Origin of the sequence: Tatumella sp. JGM130, from assembly GCF_018257525.1 — a bacterium.
Taxonomy (GTDB): Bacteria; Pseudomonadota; Gammaproteobacteria; order Enterobacterales; family Enterobacteriaceae; genus Tatumella; species Tatumella punctata.
On sequence record NZ_JAERJS010000001.1, the window covers coordinates 169072 to 181720 of the forward strand.

Genomic DNA, 12649 nt, shown 5'->3' on the forward strand with positions numbered 1-12649 from the left:
CGGCTATAAGAATGACACTAAAAATAATTCCCGGGAAATCCGCTAAACGGTTTCCCCGGAAATCTGCAGCTGCAGCCTACTACAGACCCTTTTCTTTTTTATAGGCCAGCGCTGCTGCGGGTACCGGTGCGGCTTTGCCGGTTTCCAGCCAGCTACGAATACGGGTCGCATCGGCAAAGTGTGTATACTTACCAAAGGCATCCAGCACCACAAGCGCAACCGGACGCCCGTTAATGGTGGTTCTCATCGCCAGGCAATGTCCGGCCTGATCCGTATATCCGGTTTTGGTCAGGCGGATATTCCACTTATCATTGTAGACCAGGTGATTGGTATTACGGAAAGGCAGGGCATAGGACGGATGGCTGAAAATAGCAGTTTCCTGCCTGGTTTTACTTAGTTCACCGATTAACGGATACTTTTCGGTGGCTTTAAGTAACTTCACCAGGTCACTGGCAGTAGAGACATTTTGTAATGACAATCCGGTCGGTTCGATGTAACGGGTATTCAGCATTCCCAGTGAACGCGCTTTAGTGTTCATGGCACGGATAAATGCCTGATACCCCCCGGGGTAATGCGCTGCCAGGCTGGCTGCCGCCCGGTTCTCAGAAGACATTAAAGCCAGCAATATCATATTACGCCGGCTAATTTCACTGTTAAGTTTTACCCGGGAAAATACACCGCGCATCTCCGGCGTATGGCTGATATCCACATTAATGACTTCATTCAGTGACTGATGCGCATCTAACACCACCATCACTGTCATTAATTTAGTCAGGGACGCGATTGGCCGGACCCGGTCAGGATGACTGGAAAACAGGACGTTATTGGTATTCAGGTCAACAACTAAAGCGCTGCCCGAGGCTATTTGTGGCTGAACTACCGTACGGACATCCGGAGCACTTCGTTCTGCATAAGCCGGCAGTACCACGGCGCTCAGAGGGGAACAAAGTGCAAAAAACAGTAAAGAATGGCGAAATTTTAGGGACATTTTATCAAAGATACCTGGATGTATTTTATTGCTGTGCAGACACAGGCCGCGGGACAACTGCTGATGATACCCCGCTGGCGGCAGCATCATACGCTGTTCACCGGGAAAATACCCAAATCCCTCCCGGCCGGGATAACGCAGATTTTGTAAGAAAGTCTGACAGAACCACTGGTCTCTGCGGATTAACTCTCAGAGTTACGGCATCGCACCAAAGCCGAATGACGTGTAAACTAAAACGCAATTGACCAGGAGGATCCCCGACGTTGCATATTGATATTAACTCACTGATTTCCCATTACGGCTATCTTGCCCTGTTAATTGGATGTATGGCCGAAGGTGAGACATTTGTATTACTGGGCGGCATTGCTGCCAACAAAGGTCTGTTACATTTTGCCGGGGTGGTGGCGGCAGCCATGGCAGGCGGTATTATTGGTGATCAGTTATTATACTGGCTGGGGCGTCGCTACGGTAGCCGATTACTGGCAAAGTTCAGTAATCATCAGGATAAAGTAACCCGCGCCAGCCAGCTGATCCACCGTTATCCGAGTCTGTTTGTGATTGGTGTACGCTTTATGTATGGTTTTCGCATTATCGGACCCATTATCATCGGTTCCAGCCAGTTATCGCCGCGGCGGTTCCTGATTTTTAATATTATCGGTGCGTTTATCTGGGCGTTGTTGTTTGTCAGCCTCGGTTATTTTGCCGGTAAACTGATTACGCCATGGTTTGATAAGCTGGATGAATATCTGAAACCGCTGTTCTGGGTTGCAGGCATTGGGGTGGTGTTGTACATCATCTGGAAAGGAATACGCTTTTTGCAACAGCGACGGCATCAGCAATAACCGGTACCTGTCCGGGAAATATTTTCCGGCGCAACATGTCAGTATCCGGTTTTCCTGTTAGCCACTATAATGTGCAACCGGTCGCTGTCTGACCCGGCACAATAAGATTAACAAGCCCATATTCAGGCACTCACATATTGTATAATTATGAAAAATAGCATCCGCGCGTTCGCTTCACTGGCACTGGCTTTGGTGGCATATAGCCACTCAGCATTCGCTGTGCTTTATCCATTACCACCGGCCAACAGCAGTCTGATCGGTGAAAATATTCAGATAACCCTCCCGCAGGATAATCGCTTACCTTTAGAAGCCTTTGCCTCCCAGTATCAGATGGGACTGAGTAATATGCTGGAAGCAAACCCCGGGGTGGATGTTTACTTGCCTAAAGGCGGTTCTGATCTGGTGATCCCTCAGCAGCTTCTGCTGCCGGACGCACCCCGTGAAGGTATCGTGATTAACAGCGCAGAAATGCGACTCTACTATTACCCGAAAGGGACTCACAGTGTAGTGGTACTGCCAATCGGTATTGGCCAGCTGGGCAAAGATACTCCGCTGAACTGGGTAACCAGTGTCCAGCATAAACGCCCTAATCCGACCTGGACTCCGACCAAAGCAATGCATGCTGAATACCTGGCAAATGGTCAGAACATTCCGGATGTGTTCCCTTCGGGTCCCGATAATCCGATGGGTCTTTATGCTTTATATATCGGGCGTCTGTACGCGATCCATGGTACTAATGCCGACTTTGGTATTGGTTTACGTGTCAGCCACGGCTGTGTCCGCCTGCGTGCTGATGATATTAAATGGTTGTTTGAAAATGTACCGGTCGGTACCCGCGTACAGTTTATTGACCAGCCAGTGAAAGCGGCGATCGAACCTGATGGTTCACGCTATATCGAGGTTCATAACCCGCTGTCCACCACTGAACAGCAGTTTACCTCTAACCAGGAAGTCCCTTTAACGATTACTCCTCAGGTCAGTAAGATTCTGAGTGATGCCAGCGTAAATCAGAATGTATTAAACGCTGCACTGAAAGCGCGTAGTGGTATGCCGGTAAAAATTAACGGGGTTGAAAATAATATCGATACCACGCCTCATCCGGTGTCCGAAAACCCGTCAGCACTGCCGCAGGAACAACCTATGACGCCGATGTCGTCAGAAGGTGCCAATATCATTCAGACGGACGCCTCGCCACAGGCTGCGGCGCAATAAATTTCCATATTTTCCTGCCAATAACCGCCCTCCGGGGCGGTTTTTATATCGGTGAGAGGCGAAAATTACCTATCAGTCCCACACATCATCCGGTCTGCTGAGAAGTCGCGGGCTGCATCAGTAAACGAACCATCATTAATCCCCCGCCGATGACAACGAATGCCGCCGCCAGATACACCGAACGTACCCCGGCATGGTTCATCAGTAATCCGGCCACCGGTCCGGTGATCCCCAGCCCGAAATCAAGAAAAGCCGAATAGGTTCCCAGAGCAGAGCCCTGGCTTTGCTGTTCTACCTGTTTTACGGCCTCTACCCCCAACGCAGGGAAAATTAAAGAAAAACCACAGCCCGTAAGGAAAGCACCTATATCTGCCGCCAGCACGGAGTCAGCATGCCACAACAGAAACAGGCCAGCGGCTTCTGCAATAAATGACACCAGAGAAACTTTAATTCCGCCAAAACGGGTAATTACATTTCCCGGGACCAGCCGAATCCCGGCAAAACCAAGGCTGTACAGAGTCAGGGTCATAGCCGCTCCGGCCCAGCCACGGCTGCTGAAATAAAGAGTAATAAAGGTCGCAATAACACCGAAACCAACAGTGCCGAGCGCCAGCGCCAGTCCGAACACCCACACGCGGCGAAAAACCTGACAGAATGCAACCCGCTGCCCCGGGGTAACCACCACCGCCGGTTTGCTGAACGCCAGAAAAAATCCCGCCCCGCCCATCAATGCCACCAGCCCTGCAAAACCACTGATCCCCGCCATCTGATTCAGAAAAACGCCCAGCGGTGCACCAATCGCCATTGCCATATAGGTTGCCACCCCGTTCCATGAAATCACTCTGGCCGTATGCAGCGGTCCGGCCAGATTCATTCCCCATAAGGTCGAACCGGTACTGCTGAAGCTTTCACCAAATCCGAGGCAAACACGCCCTGCAGCCAGTAGTGACAGACTCAGGAACGGATAAGAACTCAGGCATCCGGCAATCATTGTCAGCACACCACTCATACCGCACAGCACCAGCCCGAGCATGACCACTTTTTTGGGTCCCAGGCTATCGGCCAGCCGGCCACTCTGCGGACGGCTGATCAGGGTCGAGAAATATTGCAGGCTGATGATCACCCCGGCAATAAAGGAACTAAAGCCCAGTTGGTGGTGAACGAAACCGGGCAGTACTGCCAGCGGCAAACCAACAGACAGATAGCAGAAGAAGGTGAAAATAATGACCGACAGGATGCGTTTATTTAACTGAGCACGACTCAGGACTGCAGATTCAGACATGATTAACAGAAAACCCGGAGACAATGATTGAGTGCACATTATCATAGCTGACAATGTACACAACACCGATTTATTACAAGGTGTTAACAGCTATGCGTTCAATAGCAGCAGCAATCTCTGGCGATGTTTTCAAAGCACGGACTTCCGTAAAAACACCGGTCGCCTGCGGATACGCTTTGCGTAAATATCCCAGCCATTGTTTGATACGTGCAACATGGTATAACCCGGTATCGCCTTGTTTTTCCAGCCCGCAATAGTTATTCAGTAGCCGGACAACCTGTGGCCAGGGCATCGGTGGTTCATTATATTTAATCACCCGGCTAAGGTTCGGCACATTCAGCGCCCCCCGTCCGACCATCACCGCATCACATCCGGTGACGGCACAGCAAGCCATAGCACTCTGATGATCCCAGATTTCTCCGTTCGCAATCACTGGTACGGATAAGCGCTGCCTTATTTCTCCGATAGCCGGCCAGTTAATCGCATCCGCGCGGTAACCGTCTTCCTTCGTCCGGCCATGTATCACTATTTCTGAAGCTCCGGCGCTGGCAACAGCATCGGCAATTTCGTGACTCCGGGTGACGGAATCCCAGCCAAGCCGGACTTTAACTGTCACCGGCAGGTGCCGGGGAACGGCTTCGCGCATCGCTTTAGTCGCCTGGTAAATCAGAGCAGGATCTTTCAGCAGCGTAGCTCCGCCGCCACTGCCATTCACCAGCTTCGACGGACAACCACAATTAAGATCAACCCCGTAAGAGCCCAGTTCAACCGCACGGGCTGCGTTCTCCGCCAGCCAGCCGGGGTGCTGACCCAGTAACTGGACCCTCACCCGGGTACCTGATGATGTACGGCTGGCATTGTGCAGTTCAGGACACAGACGATAAAAAGATTTTGCAGGCAATAGCTGGTCTGTCACACGAAGAAACTCTGTGATACAGAGATCATAGTCGTTAACGTCAGAGAGCAAATGCCTGACCAGTGAGTCAAGCACTCCTTCCATCGGTGCCAGTAATACCCGCATTTTCTCAGGTTCGCTCTGTTTTCTTCGGTCCGGAGGAGCGGCGCGGGCGTGGATTACCGTTACCGTTACTATTGCCATTACCGGTACGGGGCGAGCGGGCCCCCTGACCACGGCCGGCACCCTGGCCGCCCTGACGACGGTCACCACGACCGCCCTGCCGGCCATTCTGGATTGGCTCAGCTTTAATCGACGGATCCGGCTCATAGCCCGGAATAGCCAGACGAGGAATTTCACGTTTCAGCAACCGTTCAATATCGCGCAGCAGTTTATGCTCATCGACACAGACCAGTGATAATGCCGCACCGGTTGATGCCGCTCGGCCGGTACGGCCGATACGGTGAACATAATCTTCCGCGACATTCGGTAACTCGTAGTTAACCACGTGTGGCAGTTCTTCGATATCAATACCACGGGCCGCAATGTCGGTCGCAACCAGTACACGAATATCTCCGGTTTTAAAATCTGCCAGAGCACGGGTACGTGCGCCCTGGCTTTTGTTTCCGTGGATTGCCGCAGCAGTAATACCGTCTTTATTCAGCTGTTCTGCCAGGTGGTTAGCACCGTGTTTGGTGCGGGTGAAAACCAGCACCTGTTGCCAGTTATCACGACCAATCAGGTAAGACAGCAGTTCCCGCTTCCGCTTTTTGTCGACAAAATGCACTTGCTGACTGACCTGCTCTGAAGCCGTATTCCGGCGAACCACTTCGATCAGTGACGGACGATCGAGCAGCTTTTCGGCCAGTGCTTTAATCTCATCAGAGAAAGTGGCAGAGAATAATAAATTCTGACGACGCGCCGGTAATTTCGCCAGCACCTTACGGATATCATGAATAAAGCCCATATCCAGCATACGGTCAGCTTCATCCAGGACCAGAATTTCTACTGACGAAAGGTCAACAGCATTCTGGTGCGCCAGATCCAGTAAACGGCCAGGGGTTGCCACCAGAACATCAACTCCGCCCCGCAGTTTCATCATTTGCGGGTTGATACTGACACCACCAAATACCACCAGCGAACGCAGGTTAAGGTAACGGCTGTACTCACGGACATTTTCCCCGACCTGGGCCGCCAGCTCACGGGTCGGTGTCAGGATCAGTGCACGGACAGGACGACGGCCTTTAATCACCGCCGGCTGACTGGCAGATAAACGCTGAAGTAACGGCAAGGTAAATCCGGCGGTCTTACCGGTACCGGTCTGGGCGCTGGCCAGCAGGTCACCACCCGCCAGTACCACAGGGATTGCCTGTTTCTGAATAGGGGTAGGTTCGCTGTAGCCTTGTTCGCTGACAGCACGCAAAATATCGGCACTAAGACCGAGAGATTCAAAAGACATGGAAAATTTACTCCGGGACGCCCTGACCGTAAGACAACGGTGCAGTTTTCAGGGGGTTATGTCATGTGACTCAGAGATAAGTCAGGGGCAAAAACTACGATGCATGATGGCGACAGTTTAACAGAGTTAATAGCTCTGTGCGAGTGCCCCGGCTTATCAATAGTGGCTGATTTGTCACGGATCATATGCTTAACGCATTACTGACCCTGATAACAATGACGTGTAAGACTAACTACTTTTTTTTTCAACCCGGCGTACCGGTTCTTTTGCCAGCAGGGAAATCAATGCCGGGCCGATCAGCATCACCACCCCCAGTGCACCGACCAGTAACGGGTTAGAAATAACACGGGAAAGCAGGAACAGTGACAGCATTGCCGCACCAAAATAGTAAGTCGTGCTGGCTTCCTCAAGATAATCACCAACCACCCGCAGACGTGTCACTCTCTGAGTGATAATCATCGCCGCGAGTAATACCACATAGGCTGCGACCAGGCTGCCGCTGACGGACACTAATAACTGATGTTTCCAGCCCCAGACCAGCAAGGCAATAACACTCAGATGCATCGCAATATGGAAGCAGGTTTGTCCGGTTATAATCTGAACACGGTTAGACCATTTCATTTTTTTCTCCTGGCAGACTGTGATGTCGCCCATACAAACCGACATAGCGGCAGGATTAATCAGACTAATCCAGTTTAAAAAAAAGCACCTGTTATTTTTCATTTCCTGATGTCCAATTGTGATCAGAACAGCAGTTTCTTGTTTGGGTCAGGTAACTCAGCGCCGGTATTATGCCATAAAAATCACTTTTATTTCATTTTTTGCAATTCAGGCAGCCTGTCAGCAGTCAGTTATGCGCCTCAGACGCCCGATTTTAGTGAGATAATGCAGAATATAATTATTGCCGTCTGACAGTAAATTCGGTCCATCAGCGGGACTGATAACGGACTGTAGCAAAAGGTTAATACGCGGGGTCGGGCAGCAGGATACAGGGACGCATATGACAAAAAAACAGAGGCCGGATCGGCCTCTGTGTATTGATCGCGGGTGAGATGATTAACGGCGGTTACCGAAAATACGCAACAGCATCAGGAACAGGTTAATAAAATCAAGATACAGGGTCAGTGCACCGACGATACTGTAACGGCGCAGGTTTTCTTTATCATTGATATCAATAGTTTCACCGATATTTTTTAGCTTCTGGGTGTCATACGCCGTCAGCCCGACGAATACCACCACACCGATATAGGTGATTGCCCACATCAGCGCCGGACTTTTCAGCCAGAAGTTAACCAGAGACGCTATCAGAATACCGATCAACGCCATAAACATCAGGCTGCCAAGACGACTTAAATCACGTTTAGTGGTATAGCCATACAACGTCATTGCCCCGAACATCCCGGCAGTCACAAAGAATGTACTGGCGATAGATGAATAGGTATAAACCAGAAAAATACTGGCCATTGTCAGTCCGGTCAGCGCCGAATACAGCATAAACAATGAAGTCGCCAGCGCGCTGCTCATTTTATGTACCATCCCGGACAGTACAAACACGACTGCCAGCTGGACAATAATCAGACCAAAAAAAGTTAACTGGCTGGAAAAGACAAATTCCATAACCCGCGGGGTTCTGGCCGCAAACCAGCTGATAAATGCCGTCAGTAATAATCCACAGGTCATCCAGCCATAAACCTGCGCCATGTAGGTTTGTAAACCGGAACCCGCCCGTTGTAATGCTGAGTGGTCCTGCCTTTGGTATCGCTCCATGCTCCGCCTCCTGAAACGGTTAAACGTATAGAGTAAGTGTGGCACACATTGGTAGTCCTGTGCCAGTCAGCTATTTTTGCCGCGCCAGACATTGCTGATAACGGGTGTTCACCCGTTCGGCAAACCATGCGGTGGTCAGATTACGGGTGATCTTCGGGCTGTGTAATGCAATACCCGGCAACCGTTGCCGGGGCAAAGCTGAACCATGCTGCTTATCCGCCAGCAGGAAGACCTGCTTCCAGACCTGACTCTGCTCAAATGCTTCTGTTTTACTAAGGGCTAACTGCCGGCGGATATCTCCGGCACTGATCCCCAGTCGTGACTGCAAACTGAGCACTGCCTGCTCTGTTGCCCCGGCAGCATCACTGTTATAGCGAATCAGGTCACCGTCTGTGGCCAGCTTACGTCCGCTAAGCTGCATTACAGCTGCCTGAAAAGCTGCATTACGGCTGGCATACCAGCCTGCATTAAAATCAGCAAACCGGTAAATCATCGCCGGATAACTGGCCGGGTAACCCAGTAAATGCAGGGTACCGAAGTACACTCCGCCACGCCGGGTGAACACTTCCTGTCGTACGGAATGCTCTGTCGGCCACGGATAACCGTCGTTATGCGCTTCAGCAAAAGCGATACTGACCTGCATAGGCCCCCCCGTATGCACCGGATTAAAATGCCCGAATAACCGTTGTCCCAGTGGCACTCTGTCTGCCAGATCATCAAAAATAGCACTGAGTTGTTTTTCGCTGCGCACCGTACTCAGGCGTGCTGCATAACTGCGGCCATCCGATGACGGAATTTTTAACGCGGTATCCACAACAAACCGGGGAATATATAACGCCCCCGCGCGGCGATAAATTTCGTTAAGGGCGATCCCGGGCAGGTCTGCTACCGGGGCATCTGCATTAAATCCCGACTCCTGGCCGGTTATCCCTATTACAGCACAGATATTTTGTCGTGAGACAGGCAGTGACTGATGGCGGAGGGCCTGATAAATATCCTCTGACCAGCCTTGTTTATCGCTGACTGATGCCGGCAGTAATCGCCGGATATCTGCCTGCTGTGCCGCCGCTTGTTGTGGCGTCACCTTCGTCAGTGGCTGGCTGCAGCCAGCCAGTAACATCAGCAGAACTAACAGTCCTCTGCGAGAGCATCCGCGGATAACGTCAGAGAAAGCGTTAATATAGCACTGCCGCTGATCACGGGCAGTGTGATTCACTGTCAGCACGAGTCTGACCAGCGCCCTGCCGCCTGGTGATCACTCTGTTTTGCCTCCAGCCAGCGCTCTCCCTGTGGTGTGGTTTCCCGCTTCCAGAACGGCGCTGTAGTTTTCAGAAGATCCATAATGTATTCCGCCGCAGCAAAAGCACTGCTGCGGTGTGCCGAGCTGACACCGACCAGCACAATATGCTGCCCCGGGGCCAGACTACCAACACGATGAATAATCACAATGCGCTGTAATGACCAGCGTTCGCGGGCTTGCTCCGCGATCGTCGCCAGCACTTTTTCGGTCATCGACGGATAATGCTCCAGCGTCAGTGTTGCGACGCTGTCCCCTGAGTTATGGTTACGCACTTTACCGGTAAAAGTGACCACTGCGCCGTCCTGATCATCACCAGACAGCCATTCATGGGCTTCTGCCAGAGAAAATGGTGCTTCGCCCACCCTGATGTGTGTATGAATCATGGTCCGTTAACCTCCGGTGACCGGCGGAAAGAAAGCAACTTCGTCGCCATCCTGTAACGGGTGGCTGAACGGCACCAGGGTCTGATTAACGGCCACCAGCAGCTTCCCCTGCTCCAGCGCCATGGCCCAGCGGCTGTCCTTAAGGCTCAGAGCCAGACGCAGTGACTCAGCATCAGAGTATTCAGCAGCGACAGTCACGCCGTCAGTGCCTGCCAGTTCCCGGACCCGGGCAAATAACAATACGTTAATCATGATTATCCGCCCTGAAATTACCCGACTTACCGCCGGATTTACTGACCAGCCTCAGCCTGTCAATAACAATGTCTTTCTGCACTGCCTTGCACATATCATAGATGGTCAGTGCGGCCACCGAGGCGGCAGTCAGCGCTTCCATTTCCACACCTGTTTTTCCCGTCAGCCGGCACAGTGTTTCAATATGTACCTGCTGATGCTGCTCGCACAGGGTCAGTGAAACTTCAACTTTACTCAGCATTAGCGGATGACAAAGGGGGATAAGCTCCCAGGTGCGTTTGGCCGCCTGAATACCTGCAATCCGCGCAGTTGCGAATACATCCCCTTTGTGGTGACTGCCATCAGCAATCATTTGTAATGTCTGCTGATTTATACTGACAAATACCTCAGCACGGGCTTCCCGGACGGTCTCCTGCTTAGCAGAAACATCGACCATATGTGCCTCTCCGGCACTGTTTATATGTGTGAGTCGCGACATATCACTGGTTCTTCAATTGTGAGACAAAATTACAGGGTGCCGTAGCGGCATCAATTTGTGACGCGATAATACGCTCCCACGCCTGACGGCAGGCTGCCGTTGAGCCGGGCACAGCAAAAATCAGCGTCCGGTTGGCCATACCCGCCACTGCGCGCGATTGCAGTGTCGCTGAACCAATCTCTTCATAGGAGATCATCCGGAACAATTCGCCGAATCCATCAATAGTCCGGTCAAACAGGGGCAGTAATGCCTGCGGGGTACTGTTTTTAGCATGGAAACCGGTACCTCCATTAACAATGACCACCTGCACCTGTTCACCGGCAATCCAGCGTGAAACCACAGCCCGGAGGTGATAGCAGTTATCCTGACAGATCACCTGTTCCGTGACCCGATGGCCGGCTGCAGTAACCGCTTCACGAAAGTAATCACCGGAGCTATCGCTGTGTTGGTCTCTGTTGTCTGACACTGTAAGCAGTGCCACGCTAAGCGGAATAAATTCCCGCGGGGATTTGCTCATGCTGGTCTCTCCTGACTATCCGCCAATAAACGAAAGGTTTTGGGTATGGCCGGTATTTCCCTGTTGCAGAAAGTGGGTTTGCTTCTTCTGCCCGAGGCTTTTTGTAATCCGTGCCAGCAGCTCATCCTGTTGCTGGTCACTGACCAGTAAATCCCGCAGCGGTATCCCGTTTTCACCAAACAGACATAAGTGCAGGTTACCTGTCGCCGACACCCGCAGCCGGTTACAGCTCAGGCAAAAATCTTTTTCATAGGGCATAATCAAACCGACCCCTCCCTGGTAATCCGGGTGTGAAAATACCTGCGCCGGGCCATCATCTTTTGCTCTTTGCTGCAGTTGCCAGCCACGTTCAATTAATTGCTGGCGAATGACCTGACCCGAAATGTGATGTTTCCTGAACAGGTCACTGCCGTCACCGGTTTCCATCAATTCGATAAAGCGTAACTGCACAGGGCGGTCACGGATCCAGTCAAGAAATGTCTGCAAATGCTGGCTGTTAACGTCCCGCATTAATACTGTATTGACCTTAACCATCTCAAACCCGGCCTCAAAAGCCGCATCAATCCCCGCCATGACCTGGCGAAATTTATCCTGGCCGGTAATGGCATAAAACTGGCGGGCATCAAGGCTGTCAATACTGACATTGACGGCGGTCAGGCCCGCATCACGCCAATGGCGGATATCACGTTGCAGACGGTAGCCATTAGTTGTGGTGGCAATCTTACGCAGGTGCGGGTTTTCTCTGACGGCGGCAATAATATCCGTGAAGTCACGCCGTAAGGAAGGCTCGCCGCCCGTAAGCCGAATTTTTTCGGTGCCGGCTGCGGCAAAGGCGCGGGTCACCCGGCGGATTTCATCCGTGGATAAAAAGCCTTTATTGCGGACACTGTGTGGACGGTAACCATCCGGCAGGCAGTATGTGCAGCGAAAATTACACACATCCGTCACTGACAGACGCAGATAGTAAAACCGCCGATCAAACGTATCAATCAACTGAGACACAGAAACACCTTTCCGAAGTCGGGAAATGCGGTCATTTCTTCCCGCACCCTGGCAGTAATAACTGCGGCCCGGACACCTTATTACCCGTGATAACGTAGGTGATACGGGCTTAGAGTGTAGATTATCAGTACAGATAATCGCCCGAACGAATTTTAGCGCGAAACCTCTCCATAAGTCACGCTATTGGCCTCCGCTGTGGCGGTTAATGTTCATTTACCGCTACAGATTAATCCTCTGTTAAACAGGCTTTTATTAAGAGAGAATAACTGTTT

14 protein-coding genes and 1 riboswitch are annotated in these 12649 nt (G+C 51.6%); of the genes, 2 read left to right on the forward strand and 12 right to left on the reverse strand.

Features of this window, described 5'->3' with window-relative positions; genetic code table 11:
- Window positions 1–79: 79 nt before the first annotated feature.
- On the reverse strand, window positions 80–988 hold the full coding sequence (pbpG, locus tag JK211_RS00720) for a D-alanyl-D-alanine endopeptidase (RefSeq protein ID WP_212706748.1): 909 nt from the start codon (window positions 986–988) through the stop codon (window positions 80–82).
- Between the two features lie 263 nt (window positions 989–1251).
- Between pbpG and JK211_RS00725 the strand changes: the two genes are divergently transcribed.
- Both JK211_RS00725 and JK211_RS00730 read left to right on the forward strand, forming a co-directional pair.
- Window positions 1252–1830 carry a DedA family protein gene (locus JK211_RS00725; protein WP_212706749.1) on the forward strand — a complete coding sequence of 193 codons (579 nt, stop codon included), beginning with the start codon at window positions 1252–1254 and terminating at the stop codon, window positions 1828–1830.
- A 147-nt stretch (window positions 1831–1977) separates the two neighbouring features.
- Complete coding sequence (locus JK211_RS00730; protein ID WP_212706750.1) at window positions 1978–3042, forward strand: L,D-transpeptidase family protein; 1065 nt, start codon at window positions 1978–1980, stop codon at window positions 3040–3042.
- A gap of 85 nt (window positions 3043–3127) precedes the next feature.
- On the opposite strand, the gene JK211_RS00735 is transcribed toward JK211_RS00730, so the two are convergent.
- From JK211_RS00735 to moaA, 11 genes are all read right to left on the reverse strand, one after another.
- On the reverse strand, window positions 3128–4324 hold the full coding sequence (locus JK211_RS00735; protein WP_212706751.1) for an MFS transporter: 1197 nt from the start codon (window positions 4322–4324) through the stop codon (window positions 3128–3130).
- A 73-nt stretch (window positions 4325–4397) separates the two neighbouring features.
- A complete protein-coding gene (dusC, locus tag JK211_RS00740; protein ID WP_212706800.1) occupies window positions 4398–5345 on the reverse strand; it encodes a tRNA dihydrouridine(16) synthase DusC in 948 nt (315 codons plus the stop codon).
- A gap of 4 nt (window positions 5346–5349) precedes the next feature.
- The gene (gene rhlE, locus JK211_RS00745) at window positions 5350–6678 is read right to left on the reverse strand and encodes an ATP-dependent RNA helicase RhlE (protein ID WP_249213221.1); all 1329 of its coding nucleotides are present in this window, start codon (window positions 6676–6678) and stop codon (window positions 5350–5352) included.
- Between the two features lie 228 nt (window positions 6679–6906).
- Window positions 6907–7299: a YbhQ family protein gene (locus JK211_RS00750; protein ID WP_212706752.1), complete on the reverse strand. Its 393-nt coding sequence runs from the start codon at window positions 7297–7299 to the stop codon at window positions 6907–6909.
- A gap of 435 nt (window positions 7300–7734) precedes the next feature.
- Window positions 7735–8445, reverse strand: coding sequence for a Bax inhibitor-1/YccA family protein (locus JK211_RS00755; RefSeq protein ID WP_212706753.1), 711 nt, complete (start codon window positions 8443–8445; stop codon window positions 7735–7737).
- A gap of 70 nt (window positions 8446–8515) precedes the next feature.
- The gene (locus JK211_RS00760) at window positions 8516–9565 is read right to left on the reverse strand and encodes a DUF1615 domain-containing protein (protein ID WP_212706801.1); all 1050 of its coding nucleotides are present in this window, start codon (window positions 9563–9565) and stop codon (window positions 8516–8518) included.
- Window positions 9566–9663: 98 nt separating this feature from the next.
- A complete protein-coding gene (gene moaE, locus JK211_RS00765) occupies window positions 9664–10125 on the reverse strand; it encodes a molybdopterin synthase catalytic subunit MoaE (protein WP_212706802.1) in 462 nt (153 codons plus the stop codon).
- 9 nt (window positions 10126–10134) lie between these two features.
- Window positions 10135–10380 carry a molybdopterin synthase sulfur carrier subunit gene (gene moaD / locus JK211_RS00770; protein ID WP_212706754.1) on the reverse strand — a complete coding sequence of 82 codons (246 nt, stop codon included), beginning with the start codon at window positions 10378–10380 and terminating at the stop codon, window positions 10135–10137.
- On the reverse strand, window positions 10373–10858 hold the full coding sequence (gene moaC, locus JK211_RS00775; RefSeq protein WP_212706755.1) for a cyclic pyranopterin monophosphate synthase MoaC: 486 nt from the start codon (window positions 10856–10858) through the stop codon (window positions 10373–10375). The genes moaD and moaC overlap by 8 nt, the downstream gene beginning before the upstream one ends.
- 1 nt (window position 10859) lies before the next feature.
- Window positions 10860–11375 carry a molybdenum cofactor biosynthesis protein B gene (moaB, locus tag JK211_RS00780; RefSeq protein ID WP_212706756.1) on the reverse strand — a complete coding sequence of 172 codons (516 nt, stop codon included), beginning with the start codon at window positions 11373–11375 and terminating at the stop codon, window positions 10860–10862.
- 15 nt (window positions 11376–11390) lie between these two features.
- A complete protein-coding gene (moaA, locus tag JK211_RS00785; RefSeq protein ID WP_212706757.1) occupies window positions 11391–12377 on the reverse strand; it encodes a GTP 3',8-cyclase MoaA in 987 nt (328 codons plus the stop codon).
- A riboswitch (molybdenum cofactor riboswitch) is annotated at window positions 12367–12504 on the reverse strand. Its footprint overlaps the gene before it by 11 nt.
- Window positions 12505–12649 lie beyond the last annotated feature (145 nt).